The 17,068-nt window shown below is 63.8% G+C and carries 13 protein-coding genes and 1 pseudogene; 10 read left to right on the top strand and 4 right to left on the bottom strand.

The window, feature by feature from the left end:
* The first annotated feature begins 1 nt into the window (after window position 1).
* The 5 genes from VXJ37_RS03645 to VXJ37_RS03625 all read left to right on the top strand — a co-directional run bounded on the left by VXJ37_RS03645 (window position 2) and on the right by VXJ37_RS03625 (window position 4,484).
* Entirely contained in the window at window positions 2-1,300 is a 1,299-nt protein-coding gene (locus VXJ37_RS03645) for a four-carbon acid sugar kinase family protein (RefSeq protein ID WP_331321692.1), read from the top strand.
* Window positions 1,301-1,351: 51 nt separating this feature from the next.
* On the top strand, window positions 1,352-2,395 hold the full coding sequence (locus VXJ37_RS03640) for a zinc-dependent alcohol dehydrogenase (protein WP_331321691.1): 1,044 nt from the start codon (window positions 1,352-1,354) through the stop codon (window positions 2,393-2,395).
* A 71-nt stretch (window positions 2,396-2,466) separates the two neighbouring features.
* Window positions 2,467-3,504 carry a 2-keto-3-deoxygluconate permease gene (locus tag VXJ37_RS03635; RefSeq protein WP_331321690.1) on the top strand — a complete coding sequence of 346 codons (1,038 nt, stop codon included), beginning with the start codon at window positions 2,467-2,469 and terminating at the stop codon, window positions 3,502-3,504.
* Between the two features lie 159 nt (window positions 3,505-3,663).
* Complete coding sequence (locus VXJ37_RS03630) at window positions 3,664-3,915, top strand: hypothetical protein (RefSeq protein ID WP_331321689.1); 252 nt, start codon at window positions 3,664-3,666, stop codon at window positions 3,913-3,915.
* A 344-nt stretch (window positions 3,916-4,259) separates the two neighbouring features.
* Window positions 4,260-4,484 (top strand): type II toxin-antitoxin system death-on-curing family toxin, encoded by a 225-nt coding sequence (locus tag VXJ37_RS03625; protein ID WP_331321688.1) that lies wholly within the window; start codon window positions 4,260-4,262, stop codon window positions 4,482-4,484.
* Between the two features lie 1,227 nt (window positions 4,485-5,711).
* Here the strand turns inward: VXJ37_RS03625 and VXJ37_RS03620 are convergent.
* Window positions 5,712-5,831 carry an SDR family oxidoreductase gene (locus tag VXJ37_RS03620; protein ID WP_331321821.1) on the bottom strand — a complete coding sequence of 40 codons (120 nt, stop codon included), beginning with the start codon at window positions 5,829-5,831 and terminating at the stop codon, window positions 5,712-5,714.
* A 385-nt stretch (window positions 5,832-6,216) separates the two neighbouring features.
* Here VXJ37_RS03620 and VXJ37_RS21170 point away from each other — a divergent pair.
* The 3 genes and pseudogenes from VXJ37_RS21170 to VXJ37_RS03610 all read left to right on the top strand — a co-directional run.
* Window positions 6,217-6,416 (top strand): annotated as a pseudogene (locus VXJ37_RS21170) (urocanate hydratase); the annotation flags it as partial.
* Between the two features lie 76 nt (window positions 6,417-6,492).
* Window positions 6,493-8,271, top strand: a complete 1,779-nt coding sequence (locus VXJ37_RS03615; RefSeq protein WP_331321687.1) for a hypothetical protein — start codon at window positions 6,493-6,495, stop codon at window positions 8,269-8,271.
* Window positions 8,272-8,324: 53 nt separating this feature from the next.
* Complete coding sequence (locus VXJ37_RS03610) at window positions 8,325-10,844, top strand: PEP/pyruvate-binding domain-containing protein (RefSeq protein WP_331321686.1); 2,520 nt, start codon at window positions 8,325-8,327, stop codon at window positions 10,842-10,844.
* Between the two features lie 134 nt (window positions 10,845-10,978).
* Here VXJ37_RS03610 and VXJ37_RS03605 read toward each other — a convergent pair whose 3' ends face one another.
* Window positions 10,979-12,334 (bottom strand): MFS transporter, encoded by a 1,356-nt coding sequence (locus VXJ37_RS03605; protein WP_331321685.1) that lies wholly within the window; start codon window positions 12,332-12,334, stop codon window positions 10,979-10,981.
* A 115-nt stretch (window positions 12,335-12,449) separates the two neighbouring features.
* Window positions 12,450-13,385 carry a dihydrodipicolinate synthase family protein gene (locus VXJ37_RS03600; protein ID WP_331321684.1) on the bottom strand — a complete coding sequence of 312 codons (936 nt, stop codon included), beginning with the start codon at window positions 13,383-13,385 and terminating at the stop codon, window positions 12,450-12,452.
* 167 nt (window positions 13,386-13,552) lie between these two features.
* Here VXJ37_RS03600 and VXJ37_RS03595 point away from each other — a divergent pair, with 167 nt between their 5' ends.
* On the top strand, window positions 13,553-14,587 hold the full coding sequence (locus VXJ37_RS03595) for a LacI family DNA-binding transcriptional regulator (protein WP_331321683.1): 1,035 nt from the start codon (window positions 13,553-13,555) through the stop codon (window positions 14,585-14,587).
* A gap of 40 nt (window positions 14,588-14,627) precedes the next feature.
* Here VXJ37_RS03595 and VXJ37_RS03590 read toward each other — a convergent pair whose 3' ends face one another.
* Window positions 14,628-16,103, bottom strand: a complete 1,476-nt coding sequence (locus VXJ37_RS03590) for an aromatic amino acid ammonia-lyase (protein WP_331321682.1) — start codon at window positions 16,101-16,103, stop codon at window positions 14,628-14,630.
* A 376-nt stretch (window positions 16,104-16,479) separates the two neighbouring features.
* On the opposite strand from VXJ37_RS03590, the gene VXJ37_RS03585 reads away from it, so the two are divergent.
* Window positions 16,480-16,980 carry a DUF805 domain-containing protein gene (locus tag VXJ37_RS03585; protein ID WP_331321681.1) on the top strand — a complete coding sequence of 167 codons (501 nt, stop codon included), beginning with the start codon at window positions 16,480-16,482 and terminating at the stop codon, window positions 16,978-16,980.
* Window positions 16,981-17,068: the final 88 nt, after the last annotated feature.

Raw genomic sequence — 17,068 nt, 5'->3', positions numbered from 1 at the left:
CATGCCCGCTTTCGGTTTCGTCGCCGACGACCTCACCGGAGCCGCCGACGTCCTTGCCCAAGCCCACCGCTACGGACTGGAAGCCGCCCTGGTCATCGGAGACGCCCCGCTGCCCACGGACACCGACGTCGTCGGGTTCGCCGGCCCGGCCCGTTCCCTGTCCGGCACCGCCTTCGACAATCTGGTCATACGGGACCTTGCAGGCATCGCCTCACTGAACCTGGAGGTGCTGCTCTACAAGGTCTGCTCCACCTTCGACAGCTCCACCACCATTGGGAGCATCGGCCGCGGTATCCAGCTGCTCCACGAGCAGTTCCCGCTGCACGGACCCATCCCGGTCGTCCCGGCCCAACCCGCTTTCGGCCGATACACCGCCTTCAGCAACCACTACGCAACCTACGCCGGCCAGATCTACCGGCTGGACCGCCACCCGGTCATGTCCCGCCACCCTTCAACGCCCATGTCCGAAGCGGACCTGCGCGAAGTCCTGGCCGAACAGCTCGGCGAGGACCAGGTACCGGGGGCCATCCATCTGCCGGCTTATGACGACGGAACCTTCAAGGACGCTTGGGCGGACCGGAGGGGGGAACTCGGGGCGCAGGCGTTCGTGGTCGACGCCGTCGACGAGCACCACATGGACGCCGTGGCAGAGGCACTCACCCGGGAAGAACACGGTCACGGTCCCTCGATCGTGGTCGGATCCGGCGGCATCATGGCCGCTCTGGCCAGGTCCATCTCGGACCAGGCCGCACGCACCCCCGGCCCACAGAAGCCGTTCGGGCCGGTGCTGGCCGTCAGCGCCTCGGCCTCCAGCACCACAGCGGAGCAGATCAACGACGCAACCTCTAATGGCTGGGAGGACGTCCCGGTGCCCGCCGAGCTGCTGCAGCGCGACGACTCCGCACTGATCGCCGCCCTCGATGAGCGCGTTTCAGCCGCGCTCCGGGCAGGACGCAATGTCGTCGTTCACACCACCCGCGGCGCGGCAGACCCCCGCTACGGCGCGAGCACACCAGTGGACGCCGGTTACGTCGGCACGTTGATTGGCGGCATTGCTGCCCGCATGGCCGATGCCGGGCTCACCCGGGACATCGCCGTCTGTGGCGGCGATACCTCCAGCCACGCACTTATCGCCATGGGCGTAAGGCAGCTCCGGGTATCGGACCAGTTCGTCACCGCCGGCCCCATCCTCCGCGCCGATGGCGCTTCCGCCGTCGGCGGATGCCGGCTGCTGCTCAAAGGCGGACAGGTCGGACCCACCAACATCCTGCGCCGCTTCGCCGGCCAGCTCCCCGCCTAACACTCCACACAATTTCCTCCACGCATCAAGAACCAACGAAAGGCGGCCCCCATGCGGGCAGTAGTCAAGAACGCAGCCGAACGAGGCGTCACATACGTCACCGACGCCGGCGACCCCAAGGCAACGGAAGGTTCCGTCGTCATCGAAGTCGGCGCAGCCTCCTTGTGCGGGACCGACCGTGAACTCTACGAATGGACCCCCTCCGCCCAGGCCTTCAACCTCAACCTCCCGGTCACCCTCGGCCATGAAGGCGCAGGAACCATCGTCGAGGTCGGCCCCGGGGTCACCGGCCTGAACGTCGGCGACCAGGTCGCCCTTGAAAGCCACCTGACCTGCGGCCAGTGCTTTCCCTGCCGCACCGGTGACGCCCACACCTGCGAACGAACCGGCATCCTCGGAATGCACATCGACGGCGTCTTCGCAGAATACGCCGCCGTCCCCCAAGACATCTGCGTCAAGCTCCCCACCGGCCTGTCCCTGGAATCCGGGGCACTGCTCGAAGCCGCCGGCGTGGCCGTCCATGCCATCCAGCGCGCCAACTACTCGGTCGCAGGCCGGGCAGTTCTCGTCAGCGGCGCAGGCCCCGTCGGGCTCGTCGTCGTGAACCTGGCACTGCTCATGGGCGCCTCCCATGTCATCGCCGTCGACCCCAACCCCTACCGCCGCGCCCAAGCCGAAAAGCTCGGCGCGACCGCCCTGCACCCCAACGACGGCATCGTCGAACGCTGCCGCGAACTCACCGGCCGCCGCGGCGGATTCGACGTCGCCTTCGAATGCTCGGGAGCCCCGGGCACCCTGACCACACTCTTCGAAGCCGTCCGCCGCGAAGCGACCGTCATTACCGTCGGACACCCCAGCCGCCCCGCCGAGGTCGACATCGCCGCCTACATCAATAAAAAGGGCATCACCCTGCGCGGCATCTTCGGCCGCAGGCTCTGGGAAACCTGGGAACAGAGCCTGCTGCTGCTGGATTCCGGAAAGCTCGAGCTCGACTGGCTCATCACCCACCGCAAGAAGCTCAGCGAGATCGACGACGCCGTGGAACTGCTCACCGGCGACGCCTGCAAAGTCCTGCTTATCCCTGGCCTCGGCTAACCCCACAAGCAACGGAACTGGCGGGCCGAACCGCAGTTCCCAACCACTCAGCTATTCAATAGGAGAAATCAATGTCGATTCCCATCAAGAAAGCTCTGGATAAGGTCCCCGGTGGCATGATGCTGGTGCCCCTGGGCATCGGTGCCGTCATCCACACGCTGGCCCCGGACGCAGGCAAGTTCTTCGGATCCTTCACAGGAGCCTTCTTCACCGGCCTGGCGCCGCTGCTGGCCGTGTTCTTCGTCTGCCTCGGCGCGACACTCGAGGTCAAATCAACGCCCTACATCCTGAAAAAGGGCGGTGTGCTCCTCGGCTCCAAAATTCTCTTCGCGATCCTCATCGGCGTGATCGCTGGCCGCTTCCTTGGCGAGGCCCCCATCGACTCCGGAATCCTCGCCGGCCTGTCCACCCTCGCATTGGTTGCCGCCCTGAACGACACCAACGGCGGCCTCTACATCTCCCTCATGGGCCAGTTCGGCCGCAAACGCGACGCCGGCGCCTACTCCATCCTGTCGCTCGAATCAGGCCCCTTCCTGACCATGGTCACCCTCGGCATCGCCGGACTCTCAGCCTTCCCCTGGCAAGCACTCGTCGGCGCCATTCTCCCGCTGGCACTCGGCATGCTCCTCGGAAACCTCGATAAAAACATGCGGCGCCTCCTGGCCCCCCTGGTGCCGGCGATGGTGCCGTTCCTGGGCCTGGCCCTGGGCCTGACCATCAACCTCAACGCCGTCGTTGAAGCAGGCCTGCTCGGCATCGCACTCGGCCTGTTCGTGGTCTTCGTCGGGGGAGCAGTGCTGCTCCTCGCCGACAAACTCACTGGCGGCGACGGCATAGCCGGCCTCGCCGCAGCAACCACAGCCGGCAACGCAGCCCTCGTCCCCGCCATCATCGCCACAGCGAACCCCGTCTACGCCCCGGCCGCCGACCACGCCACCGTCCTCGTGGCAGCATCGGTCGTTGTCTCGGCTGTGCTCTGCCCCATCGTGACCTCAGCATGGGCAAAGCGGCTTCAGAAAAAGGCCCGTCTCCAGGACAGCGAAGACAACGCCGCGGAGCAGGAGGCGCCAGCACCCAAGCGTGTAGGTAGTACCCCAGAACTGACCTAGCAGTACTAAAGGAAATGGGCGGGGCGTGCACAATGCACGCCCCGCTTCCTTATATCCACGTTTGTCAGCAATGCCGGCCAGTCAAGGCGGCAGCCAGGACGCAAACCGTCCCTACTGAAGCTGAGTGCCACGCGGAAGACCAGTATGAAAGGAACAACAATGACTGCTGAAGCACAAATGGCCGGCCCCCCTACGGTCACAGTTGGAGCGCGTCCCTTGAGCTATCACAACTGGGTCCACCTAAACCCCGGTGACCGAGTGACTGTGAAACGACGCGGATTCGAGGCCGAACAAGGCACGGTGGACGAAATCAGCGAAGATGCCAGCTACTTCTGGGTCTGGATTGACGGCCAAAGCCGAATCCTGATTTTCCACGGCGACGGATCGGCCATTCACAAGATCCTTCGCTAGCCTCTCAGCCAGCGTTCGCTACCAAAGACGGTCTCAAAACCCTTGGAAATGAGATGTCTCAATACCGCGGAGCGACGTCTGACACGCACCGTCGCTTATTTTCTACGGAATCTTGCGCACGCGCGCCGACGTGAAATCAGCGAGGGCCTCGACTTTGTTATGAGTCATGATGCTGAGTTGCTGAAGCGCCTTGAGGACGCGTGACAGCGTATCTGGACATCGAGGATGCACTTCAAGTAGTAGATCGGTACGGCTTCCATATCCGTGATGTCGGCTTGTTGGCCTCAGCATTAGCTAGACAGGCTACGACCGTCATGGGCGCGGAAGTCTAACCGGAACTCGCGGTGAAAGCGGCCGCGTTGTTGGACTCGGTCCCCCGGTTCCATCCACTCATTGATGGCAACAAACCGACGGCGTGGACGCTCATGGTGCTGCTGCTGTGGATCAACGGTTACCGGCATGGCTTCACCACGGACGAAGGCTTCGACCTCGTCGTCGGAGTCGCCGCGGGCACTACCGACTTGGTGGACTCTGCCGCCCAGATTTCCGGGCATCTTGTGCCGCGGTAGTCCTCCAGCGCCCCCGAAAGGGGGGTGTGGACAATGTCCACACTTTTCGTCTCGTACTGGGCCACACGACCTTCGGACTGGCTAGGATTCCGCATGGTTTCGCGGGTTCGCAGTGTTTTCAAGGCCTAGAAGACAGTTCGAGTCCCACCTCGGGCACAGTGTTTCCGCAGGTCAGGCGATTGATCGCGTGAGTGGTGTTGACAAAGCTTGACACTTCCGGCTTCCGCTGGTGTCCCTCAACCGGTCAGCACCAGGAACGGAGAAAAAGGAGCATTTATGCATAGGTGCCGACTTGGGCGTTCCCGAGGTGACTCATAGCGATTAACGGCGGTCCCTTTTCGACGCTGTTTGTCGCCGTACCCGGGTGCATAGGTCAGGTCCCCTAGTGGGATTGCGTCCACGGTGTTGCGTGAACTACTACAGGCAGCCGAAGGGACACCATGGAAATGGGCGGTAAGTAAGGGACCATTCTGTACCTCCGTAGGCGCGAGCCTACTGTGACTTGGGGTGTTGCTTTCTGAAATTCCGACGGTGAAGAACTGCGGCAATGACAAGTAAAGGAACGTGGATGGCGGGGAGGTTGTGCGCGAACCACCGTGGCAGATAGATGTCTGTAACGGATCCGGTCGGGTCGCCGAGCCGTCGGGCCAAGGGGGTCAGAGGGCAATGGAAGCCGTTGCCTACAAAGATGAGCGTTTCCCCAGTTACAACTGCAGCAGCAGTGGCGGCTCGCTTGTCGGTCTTCCCGCGGAACCCGGTATACAACAGATAGGCCATGCAGGTCTCAATACTGAACCAAGCAAGAGTGTGAAAGGCCTTAACTGCCTGAAGGGCCATCTGATTTCTTCCCATGCCGTCAACAAGAACACAGCCGTGGACAGTTGCCTAGGGCATTCCGGCCCGAAGGCGTTGCCAGCAGCACGATGATCATGTTGGGCGCCAGCACCACTGACGACCAGCCTTATCCCGATTGGCTCAAAAGCCTTGTGACATGAGACGTTCCTAACACACGTTGAACGGACTGGGCCGCCGGAGGGGCTCTAAGGGAGATCACACGGGTGCAGGTGCTGGTGGTGGGGACCTCGCTCCATGTTGAAGCTGTCGTCTTTCCCAGCCGCGCGGCACTTTCCACATACCTGAAAGGCTCAGAGTGGGCCACCCGGGCCAAGGCCATCGAGCCGGCTGTGGTGGTGGACGCCCCGAAAACGCAGCGGAACAATGGCACTGTCACTTGGCGAAAACGGGTTCCTGCATCTTCATGTCGGCCATTTCGGTTCGCGTCCATCCTGGGCAGATTGCATTGGCCCGCACGCCGCAGGGTCCGTAGTTGACGGCTATCGACTGCATGAGCACGGTGGGACCGGTTGCCATTCGTCTCAGTTCGCCGGAAATCGACTTGCTGCCGACCGGGCAGCGGAAGCCATATCACCGCCGAACCAGGTCCGACGACGAACGCCCGGTGGCCGCGGGCGGCCGGCCACGAGCCACGCCGACCCTCCCACTACGCTTCCGAAGACGAGGAGCACCAGCCAGATTGGTCTGCTGAAGGTCCGCATGTCCCGTTCGTCCGTCTGGCTGAAATCGACCAAGCTGTTGCCCCAAATGGCCAGGCAGGGGATGAGGACCAGCCAAGGCAGCAAGAAGGTGGCTTCAGCCATATTCATGGAACCAGTACGGGCCGCTTCCTCCGGGCCGGGGCTGCGGCGTAGGGCTGGTCCGGATTTTTCGCTGAGTCTTCGACTACGGAAACTCAATCCGCCCGGTGTCCTGCAAAGGCTTGGGCCCGTTCCGCTGAGTTGCCCTCTCCGGCGACCCCGAAGACATCCGAGTGGCAAAGGAAGCGACCAAGGAACTCTTACCTGAGAATGAGCACCTGGCGGCACGATCGCTGCCGCCGAGGAGCGCGTAGAGTTCGAGGACCACCGGGCCCGGCATCTGCTCGCTCGGCTTGCCAGGTTCGGGTCTTTCTACCCTGACGGTGACGTCCTGGGGCGCGTATCCTCGCGCCATGGATGAGGCCGCCAGTGAGCAGAACGAACCGGCGAACCACCCGGGCATCTCCAAAGATGCACCCGCCGTCGCGCTGCTCCTCATCCACGGAATGGGCATTGAGAAAGAAGGCGATACGCTCGTCGACATGGGCGACCCATTCCTGGACTGGGCGTCCAAGTGGCTCTCGGGACGCCACGGTGAGGCCCACGTATTTCCCAGCAAACCCAACCAGGCCTCATTCTGTCCCACTTGCGACACCAATACGGGCCCCATGCATGTGCACTGCGAGTGGACGCTGCCGGAGTCGGGCCACGACGGCGGTACCGGAAAGACAGTCCATGTCATCGTCGCCGAGTCCTGGTGGGCAGACTGTTTCAAGCCCCCTTCTGCGTCCGTGATTTCTGAATGGCTGCCATCCCTCATCTGGGGCGTTACATGGAAGGGATTGGTCTGGATCACACTTTTTCTGGCTGCCGTAGCAATGGGCATCGTTACCCTGAACAAAGCCGATCTGCCCAGCGCTGTGCCCGCTGCGATTATCATGGCAGCCCTCACCGGGGTCCTCCTGTTCCTGTTCGCTCCCGCGCTTCTCGCACTCCGCGTAGTCCCGCCCGTCAAGAGCAGCACTGGCGCGCTCCTTGACTTCCTCACACTTTGGGTCGGCGATGTCCTGGTCTACGAGCGGAATCCCATCGCCGCCGCCAATGCCAGAGGCAAGGTCGCCGAGGACCTCAGCTGGCTTATGCAGCAGTCCGACCGGCAGATCATTGCCGCTCATTCCCTCGGCTCGCTTCTGGCCGTTGACGTCCTTGCCCAATCGGGCTCCAGGTCAGTCCAGACACTCGTGACATTTGGAAGTGCCATCAAGTTGATTGAACGCCGTATCGGCCGGTACATCCGGACGCTGGACAAGATGTGCCCGCAACTGGCCTGGGTGAACGTCTACGACCCGGCCGACTTCATTGCGGGCCCCATCGACTACGCCGCCAATTTCCCCCGCAACCTCAGGGTCGACAACTGCCAGTCCATCCTCAAAGCGCACAGTAGCTATCCGGGCAATGCCGAGCAATTCCTGACCGTCCTGTTTCGGGTGGTGACCTCCACCGCCGGCTACCAACCAGACGACGTCGAAGACCGGCTGAAAGAAGCCCTCCTGCAGCGCCACAGGCGGTCCGTCATTCGGTGCGCCCTGATAGCCCTGACGGCGCCGGCTCTCATGGGTGTCACCATGCTGCTCCTGAAGGCGGGCTGGCCCCAATGGCTGGCGGACGCTGTCACAAAAATCCCAGTCCCCCAACTGGTGCGCGATATTGTCGATGCCGCCCAGCCGACTCTCGACGGCACACAGATCACCGGAACAGTCATCCTCTGCTTAACGACTGCGGGCGCGCTCATGATCGCTCTCATGTGGGTCATGCGGCTGTTCTTCGCATGGTGGGAGATGCGGGCGGAGGATGAGCTGTCTTTGAAAGCGGCTAAGCCGCGACCAGGCTGGCTGTGGCTTTTCTTCGCGCTTATGGCCGGAGCGATTGTCATCCCGTTCTTCCTGGAACCTGCCCCAACCACCAAGTTGAAGCAGTTCGAGGTCCTCCCGGAATTAGGGTTCGAAGGTTACCCACTCGCCGCTGCCGCTCTAATCTTCTTCTGGATCCTATTGATCAGATACAAACGCCAGATTAGGGCCAAACCAGAGAAACAGTCCTTGCATCCGGACGTCCAGCTTGGCGCTGCATTCGCAAAACTGAGGCCTTTCAAGATTCGCGATTGGCGAAAGCACCCGTGGCCCTGGGGATGACACCACTGCCCTGATTTGAGGAGTCTTGGATGGCAGGAAGGACTGTTCGTAACTTGGCTGATTTCGGCGTGGGGGATATCGAGGCTGCGGGCGGTAAGGGTGCAGCGCTGGGGGAGATGTTGAGGCACGGGTTTCCGGTCCCTCCCGGGTTCGTTGTCACCACGGAGGTGTACCGATCGCTCTGCGCCGAAACTGAGCTGGGTGAAGCTCTTTCGAATATGGACCCCAACGTGGACGACGGCGGGGCCGTCCGTTCGCTGATTGCCCGCCTGGGCATGCTCCCGGCTTTAGGGGCAGAAGTTGCCGAGGCTTACAGGGCGCTGGGCGGGGGTGCGGTGGCGGTTCGTTCCAGCGCAACCGCCGAAGACCTGCCGGGAGCAGCCTTCGCCGGCCAGCAGGACACCTTCCTCAACGTCGTCGGCGAGGAAGCTGTGATTAGGGCGGTCGTGGATTGCTGGGCGTCGCTATGGACGGACCGGGCTATTGCCTATCGGCGGCGGCAGGGGATCGATCCGCGGGAGGTCGCGATCGCGGTCGTCGTCCAAATCATGGTGCCAGCAGCCGTGGCCGGTGTCTTATTCACGGCGAACCCTGTCACGGGGGAGCGCGGGGAGCTTGTTGTCGATGCGGGTGCGGGGTTGGGCGAATCGGTGGTTTCGGGGAGGGTGACGCCTGAGCACTATGTGCTGGACCGTTCGGGCGCGGTCCGAAGTTTCGTCCCTGGGGGCGGTGAGGTGGTGATGAGCACGGACGTGGGTGGCGGCACGCGCGAGCAGGCCGGGGCCTACAGCGGGGTTCCTTTGGTGAACGCCGACCGGCTGCGGGAGCTTGGCGGGCTGGCTGGACGGGTGCAGGACCATTTTGGCCGGCCGCAGGATATGGAGTGGGCCATGGCCGAGGGACGCATTTATATCCTGCAGTCGAGACCTATGACGGCGTTGCCGCCGCAGCCGCTGCGGCTGAACGCTGTCCAGAGGCGGGTGGCGCCCTTCTTTATCGAGATGTTCCAGGAGCGGCCCTACCCGTTGGACGTGTCCGGGTGGATGAATCAGGGAATCCTGGCCATGCTGCATGTGATGGCCGGTAGCCTTGGGGTTCGTTTCCCCACGGTTGAGGAGCTGCTGCCTGAGGAGGATGGTGTTGTGGTGCAGCTGGTACCGCCAACCCCGCGTCCGACGCTTCGTCTCTTGGGAGCCCCGCTGAGCGTGGCCCGCCGGGCGCGGCAGTTCACGATAGCCGACTGGAAGCAGGATCCCAGGCTCGCTGCTTTTCTGGAGCAGGTGAAGCGGCTCGAGAACCAGGACCCTGAGACCTTGCGGTGGGCAGGGGTGGTGGACATTGCGAGCGATTCCTTCGCCACCATGCGCGGTATCACCGGGCTGCGAAGCTCCTACCTCCCGGGGATCTTCCTGCCGGCGCTGAGGTTGCGGCTGTTGCTGGTTCTGCTGGGGAGGACGCGATTGGCCCCTGCCCTGATCGCGGGTGCGGAGACCATGACGAGCAAGGCCAACCAGGCCCTGGAAGAATTGGCCGGGCTGGTCCGTGCTGATCCGCAGCTGGCCGCCGACTTCTCCGCTTTAGACGGGGCCGCCTTGCTGCAGCGGGTGGAGCAGGACCCGCCGCACGCTGCCTTCCGTGACGCGTTCTCCAGCTTCCTGCGCGAATACGGGAACCGTGAGACCGTGAGCGTGGTGTTGAGCAGCTCGCCGACCTGGTCCGATGTGCCCGAGGTGGTGCTGGGGCTCGTCAAGGCCCTCCAGAGCGAGGAAACCGAGCGGGAAGACCAGACCGGTGCCGCACTGGAGGAGCTGAAACGGCATCCGTTCCTCCGCGTTGGGCCTTTTCGACGCCTGGTGCTCAGCACCGTCGAGGCTGCGCGGGCAGGGATGGCGTTCCGGGAGGACAGCCACTTCTACGCCACCAAGGTCATCCCGCCGATGCGCGCCGCGTATCGTGAGCTCGGCCGCCGACTCGTCGCCGCCGGCGTCCTTGACCATGTCCAGGACGTCTACCATCTGCGGTTCGAGGAGTTGGAGGCCATAACTGATGATGAGGCCGGCGCGCTGTCGGCATCCGTCCGGTTGTGTTATCGAGCGGTTGTTCTGGCCAGGGCGGCCAAGCGGCGGCAGTTGGACGGCGTCCCGCTGCTGGATACTGCCCTGCTGTTCAAGGACCAGCGGCTCAGGACCGGTGTTCTGCTCTCCGGTACCCCAGCCAGCCGGGGCCGCGCCAAAGGCCCGGTGAGGATCATCGGTGGCCCTGACGAGTTCGGCCGGTTACAAAGCGGTGACGTCCTCGTGTGTCCCTACACGAATCCTTCGTGGACACCGCTGTTCCAGCGCGCTGCCGCGGTAGTCGTTGACATGGGAGGCCTTGGCTCACACGCCGCCATTGTGGCCAGGGAGTACGGCATTCCCGCTGTGATGGGGACCGGGAAGGGAACCAGGACCCTGGCCGAGGGACAGAACGTCATCGTGGACGGCAGCACCGGCACAGTTCTCGCCGCCGGCGACGCCGCGGCAGGAACCACCGAACCACTCTCCTCTGACCACAAGCCAGCCGGCACCAGCTGACAGGCAGCAACAGCGACGGCGTACAACCGGGGAACCGGTTTGGGTATAGACCAGGCCCTTAGGACGGACCAAGGGGCCTGGTCTGTACACAGACTTGCCGGGATGTGAGGTGGCGGCAGCACCGTCGTCGTACGCTATTCGAGATCGGCGATAATGCGGCCCGTGCGGTCCGGCGTCAGGACTGAGAAGACGACACCTGCGACGGGACCGATGATGCCGAGCGCCAAGGCGAACGGGACGGTTCCCGCGAGGGTGAGTGCGAACAGGGGAAAGACTCCTGCCCCGAGACCTCGTCCGACGTAGTAGCTGGCGCTCGAACCTGTGGAGCGGATGCGGGTGGGGAAGAATTCGGACATCCACACGCCCAATACACCGAAGCCCCCGGCGGCGCCGGCGCACATCATCAGTGCCCAGAAGCCGGGCGAAGTCCAGAAATTGCTGCTGATTTGGGCGTTTCCGGAGGTGAGGAGTGACAGGAACCAGACGAACCCTACCGTTCCGAAGACGGATGCTGCGGTGAACGCGTATTTGCGGTGGATGCGGTCGGAGATGAAGCCGGTGGCGGAGTACGTGATGATCGTCGAGACGTAGCCGAGCAGGACGATCACGCTGACGTTGTCGAGGGACAGGCCCTGGGTCTTGAGCAGGTAGGTGGACAGGTAGGCGCCAACCGAGTTTGTGGTGAGGAACATCGCCGTCGAAAGGATCATGAACAGAACGGTGCCGTAGACGAAGCGGGGACGGAAGATATCGATTACGGGGACCTTGGAGCGGCGCAGTTCCTCGGGGAGGGTGCCGTTCCTGCGATGCTCCTGGTAGACGAGCCATTGCTTGGACTCGGGGAGCAGCTTCAGCGATGCCACGCCGATGACGAGGCTGATGAGGCCAATCGCGACGTAGCCTGCACGCCAGCCGAGGTCGTGACCCAGGACGGAGAGGAACACGTAGATCAGTCCGGCCGTGAGGATTTCGCCGACGAAGTACATGGACTGGATGACTCCACCCATGGTGCCGCGCTTCTTGGTCTGCCAGCATTCGGTGAACATGGAGAAGGAGAGTCCGAAGAGGCCGCCCATCCCGACACCGGCCAGGACCCGGGTGAGGAGGAAAATTTCGTAGTTGCCGGCGAGACCGCCGAGGGTTGCCGCCACGCCGAAAGCGAGGACCGAGATGGCGAAGGTACGACGACGTCCGAGGGTATCGCCGAGTGTGCCGAAAACAAACCCGCCGAGGATTGAAGCGAAGCCCTGCACCGTGGCCACCGTGACAAGGGCGATGGTGGAGACGTGCAAACTGTCCGATATATACGCGAGCGGGAACCCGATCAGGTTCAACTCGGCGCCGTCGAAGAGCGTGCCCAGCAGGGCGAACGCGAGGATGAACCGGATTTCCTTACGCGTGTAGAACGCGTGGGCGATGCCCGCTGTCTGTTCCGGCAGGTGCACGGAATGCTCCTTGAAGGCGTGTGCGGTGTTGTTCAGCTCGCGCATTGCGAGTCCTCCTTCTCCAGCTTCGGCGCTGGGGGTCTTCGTTGACCAGATGGGAGAGTGAAACTTTGGGGGAGGATGGCGGGAGTTGCTCCCGCCATCCTCAGGATCCGATGGATCAGGCGGAAACGGTGACCTTGCCGATGTTTGCGGCGGCGAAGGCTTCCGCAATTTCGGTCTCGGCGCCCTCGGGCAGGGGCAGGAGCGGGGTGCGCACTGTGGCGTGCTCGAGGATGCCGCGGTTCACGAGGCCCCACTTCAAGGCGACGGTGCCCTCCATGTGGGAGCCGCGGTGGTAAACGTTTTTGGTCACTGGCAGCAGCCGCTCATGAATGGCGTGTGCACGCTGGTAGTCCTGCGCCTTGCCGGCCTCGATCAGTTCGACGAGCAGTTCGGGGGCGATGTTGCCATAGCCGACGAGCAGGCCATCGACGTCGAACATGGTCGGCAGCAGGTACTCGTCATGGCAGGACAGGACCTGCAGCTCGGGGTACGCGGCGCGCAGCGCGGGGATCTCCGTGTACCACCGGCGCATGTTCCGGACACCATTCTTCGTGGCAAAGACGCCCTCCTGGCCGGCGATCTCCAGCTGAGTGTCGAGGTCGTAGCTGGCCTTGGTGTTGTCCGGGTACTGGAAGAGGATCAGCGGCAGACCGGACTCGTCATAGATCTCCCGGTAGCGCGACTGCGGCGCGCCCTTCTGGTATCCGAAGCGCAGCCACCCGTGGGAGGGGTAGACCAGGCCAGCTGACGCGCCGGCCTCGACGGCCTTTCTGGCCTCGAGGGCTGCGGTCTTGTTGCCCTCCTTCGTGATGCCGGCTACAACCGGTACACGGCCGTCGGTCGAGGCCACGAACGCGCGGATAACGTCAAGCTGTTCTTCTTCGGTGAGGAACGTGCCTTCGCCGGCGTGGCCCAGAACGACGAGGCTCTTCACGCCCTCAATCGATCCGAGCCACGAACCCAGACGCTGGATCGCTGCGAAGTCGACAGCGCCATCTTCGGTGAACGGGGTGACAGGTGCGGGGTTGAGTCCGCGGAGATCGAGTGCCATTGCAGCTACCTTCTTGTCTTCTTTGATGGTCGGTAGTCCCGCCATTATGAGAACGTTTGCGGGAACGTTTTCAAGTTTGCACGTGTCGCAGCTCACTGTCAAGAGAACGTTTGCAAGAAGGAGGAATAGAGTGGCTGTTACACCTTTTGCTGAAGAGGAGAACCGCGATGGAACGGGCAGTCCCCGGAATCGTCACCCTGAAAGATGTCGCCGCTGCCAGTGGTGTGAGCATCTCCACGGCCAGCCGCGCCCTTGATGAGCGCACGACCTCCAGGTCAGCGGCCGCAGCCCATGTCCGGAAGGTCGCCGAGGAACTCGGGTACCGCAGGAATTCCTTCGCCTCCAGCCTGCGCCGTGGCGAAACCAGGACGTTGGGTGTCCTCGTTCCACGGCTCAGCGACACGGTCATGGCTCTGATGTTTGAAGAGCTGGAAAAGGCCGCCTCATCCCGGGGCTACTTTGCCATGGTCGCCACCAGCGGGGACGACCCCATGGACGAACGCAGCGCAGCCGAAACACTCCTCGATAGAAACGTCGACGGGTTGATTCTCGCCACGGCCCGCCTCGACGACGAGCTGCCCCGGCTGCTGCGTGAGCGCCGCGTCGCGCATGCGTTGGTGCTCCGCACTGACGGGATCAGCCCCTCCGCTCTTGGCGACGACGAGGTTGGTGGCTACCTCGCTGTACGCCACCTCCTCGACCTCGGCCACCGCGACATCGCCGTTGTCACGGGCCCCGCATTCACCTCCACCGGGACCGCACGCCTGGCAGGAGCACGCAAAGCCCTGGGCGAAGCGGGGATCGAACCCCGGGAAGACTGGCTGATCGCCGCGGGTTACGGCATCGAAAACGGCTACACCGCCGGCGAAACCCTCCTCACAGAAACGCCACGATCCCGCCCCACCGCGATCTTCGCAGCCAATGACAACATCGCCATGGGTGTCATGGCAGCGGCACACCGCAACGGCATCACCATCCCTGGGGACCTTGCACTCGTCGGCTACAACGACATCCCCCTTTCCGCGCGGCTGCCCACCCCACTTAGCTCTGTGCGCGTTCCCCTCGACCAGATCGCGATCACCGCCATCGACCTGATCGTCAACCCGGGTGCGGACCCTGTCATTCGGCGGTCCATGCCGACCCTCATCCCGCGCCAATCCAGCGGACCACCGAAGCACCGCCCTTTACCGCCCGCGGAGTAGGCGTTTGGCCGAAAGTAGAGGGACCCCCGGGGGTGTTCTCCTAGTTTCCGGGAAAGCGTTCCCGCAGATTCCTGTGGACGTCCGCGGCCGACCCTGCCCCAGCCGTTGCCTCCGCTGCGAGTCTGAGAAGCGAAGAGCCTCCGGCGCCGAGCGTTCCCAGGGGTGAGAGGCCTGACAAATCGGCCGCCAGCAGGACCTCTATCGCCAGCAGATCATCGAGCAGGCCCAACGCATGCTCGGTTGTCCGGACGCTGAGCATGGCGCCGGTTGCATGGTCCTCGACGCCGACGTCCAGGACGGTCGAGTCCAAGGTGGCGGGTGCTGCCAGGAGCCGGAGTTCGGTGTAGCAGGCTGAGCCGGCGTAGCGAAGCTGTATTCCCGGGGTCGCCTCCGGCCTACGTTTCCCGGGGGGAGGCCCTGACTTCATCGCCACCATCACGGCATTCCACAAATGGCTCATGCGGCGTTCGCTCAACTGCCCTACATGGACCAGGGCGACGCGCAGAGCGTCGAAGGCCACGGCCAACACCATCGGATGGAAGTTGCCGTTGCTCAGCACCGAGCCGGATTCAACGTCGACCAGAGGATTGTCGCTTGCGGAGTTCAGCTCGGTATCCACCGCTCGCCCGGCTACGGCGAGAAACTCCCGGAACGCCCCGTGGACCTGCGGAACCACCCGGAAGGAGAGAGCATCCTGAACGGACCGCGGGCCGTCCCTTGCCAGGAGTTGGGAGCCTTTCATCAGTTCATGCAGATGGGCCGCCGCCGCCAATTGCCCCGGATACGGCTTGGCCGCCGCCGCGGGCGCCGAGAATCCCGAGGGGTTCCCATGGGTGGCTTCGATGGACAGGACGACAGCCTGGTCCGCTGCCCTGGCTGTCCTCGCCGCGCGGGCCAACACCAGGGCGCCATGGCCAATCGAGACGCCGTTGGCCGAAATCAAGGCCAGCCCATCCCGGCCATGAAGCCGGAGAGGCTCGATCCCGGCCCGGTGCAACGCCTCCGCGCCCGGGAGAACCTCACCCCGGAATTCAGCCGTGCCCGTTCCCACAGCCACCTGGGCAATACCAGCCATTTGGCTGATGTCGGCAGCCCCGACCGACCCCCTGCTGTGCAAGACCGGGTGCACCCCGGCATTCAACATGGCCAGCAGCGTGTCTGCTGCGGCCGGGCTTGCACCGGAACCGCCCCGGGCCATGCCGCAGATGCGGACGGCCATCGCGGCCCGGACCACCGTCCGGTCCAGCAGGGGCCCGAAACCCCCGCCATGGCTCGCCACCAGGAACTGCTGCAGCTGTTCAAGCTCTTCTTGCGGAACCCGGGTGTCCTTGCCGTGGCCGACGCGGGTGCTGAGCCCGTAGATCGGGTTGCCGCTGGACATGGCCACCTCCAACACGGCCCGGCTCGCGGCAATCCGTGCCTTGGCCGGATCGCCAAGGACCAGCGGCGTGCCGTGGGCTACTGAGACGAGTTCCTCCTGCGTCATCGGCAGATCGCTGATGGTTACTGGTTCCATGGGGCAGCCTCCCGTCAACCAGTGTGGTCCCGCGGGCTCCGCCGGGCAAGAGGAGACCCGGTGGCAGTCAGCGGGACGTCCCATGCGGTGCATGAACCTGGTACTGACTCCGGGCGTCCGGCTGCCAACACGTCCTGGCCAACATGCCCCCACAATTCCCGGCCATGCTCCTCCGCAGGACTTCCAACCACATCGTGGCAGAGGACATCGCGCATCCAGCACTCTTCTCAGGGCCCGGGCCAAACCAGTCCGTATTGCCTTCGCCCGTCGTGCCCGCTCCTGCTGGGGCCTTTGTTACCAATGAGATGGTTGTTTCGTGGCAGGTTGGCCTTATGATCAGCCTGTCTTATTACTTTCGCATCTGGGGGAATACCTTTTGAGCTACCCGCAATTTCCGTCGCAGCAGCCCTACCCGCCGCAGCAGTACCCGTCCCAGCAGTCCTGGGGGAGCGGGGAACCGCCGCTGTGGGCCCCCTACTACGGCGCCCCGCTCGCTGCCGCCGTGAAGCGGTTCTTCACGAAGTACGCGACGTTTTCCGGCCGTGCCAGCCGCAGCGAATACTGGTGGTGGTTCCTGGTCTCCACCCTGGTGGGCATCGTCCTGAACATCATTGTCCAGTCCGGCGTCCGTTACACAGCCTACGGATCCACTGCCGGTCCGGGCACGATCATCGGTGGCATCCTGGCGGTGATCTTCCTGCTGGCCACGCTCGTCCCTTCACTGGCCCTGTGCGTCCGGCGTCTGCATGACAGCAACAAGAGCGGCTGGATGGTCCTGCTGGGCCTGATCCCATTTGCCGGCGCCATCATCCTGCTGGTGTTCACCCTCCTGGGACCGGACCCTCGCGGCCAGCAGTACGACCAGCCGACGGCTTAGCCGACAAAGAACCGTCAGGGTCCGGCCGTACAGCCTTGGCCTGCCGTAGGCTGAGCGCACCATACGCACAGCGGCGGGGAGCGAGGGG

The organism is Pseudarthrobacter phenanthrenivorans (genome assembly GCF_036455295.1).
In the GTDB taxonomy this organism is placed as follows: domain Bacteria; phylum Actinomycetota; class Actinomycetes; order Actinomycetales; family Micrococcaceae; genus Arthrobacter; species Arthrobacter phenanthrenivorans_C.
This window is presented reverse-complemented; position numbering and strand designations above follow the sequence as displayed.

Coding starts and splice junctions, on each gene's coding strand:
- VXJ37_RS03645 (WP_331321692.1), top strand. CDS start 2: ATGCCCGCTTTCGGTTTCGTCGCCGACGACCTCACCGGAGCCGCCGAC.
- VXJ37_RS03640 (WP_331321691.1), top strand. CDS start 1,352: ATGCGGGCAGTAGTCAAGAACGCAGCCGAACGAGGCGTCACATACGTC.
- VXJ37_RS03635 (WP_331321690.1), top strand. CDS start 2,467: ATGTCGATTCCCATCAAGAAAGCTCTGGATAAGGTCCCCGGTGGCATG.
- VXJ37_RS03630 (WP_331321689.1), top strand. CDS start 3,664: ATGACTGCTGAAGCACAAATGGCCGGCCCCCCTACGGTCACAGTTGGA.
- VXJ37_RS03620 (WP_331321821.1), bottom strand. CDS start 5,831: ATGCAGTCGATAGCCGTCAACTACGGACCCTGCGGCGTGCGGGCCAAT.
- VXJ37_RS03615 (WP_331321687.1), top strand. CDS start 6,493: ATGGATGAGGCCGCCAGTGAGCAGAACGAACCGGCGAACCACCCGGGC.
- VXJ37_RS03605 (WP_331321685.1), bottom strand. CDS start 12,334: ATGCGCGAGCTGAACAACACCGCACACGCCTTCAAGGAGCATTCCGTG.
- VXJ37_RS03600 (WP_331321684.1), bottom strand. CDS start 13,385: ATGGCACTCGATCTCCGCGGACTCAACCCCGCACCTGTCACCCCGTTC.
- VXJ37_RS03595 (WP_331321683.1), top strand. CDS start 13,553: ATGGAACGGGCAGTCCCCGGAATCGTCACCCTGAAAGATGTCGCCGCT.
- VXJ37_RS03590 (WP_331321682.1), bottom strand. CDS start 16,103: ATGGAACCAGTAACCATCAGCGATCTGCCGATGACGCAGGAGGAACTC.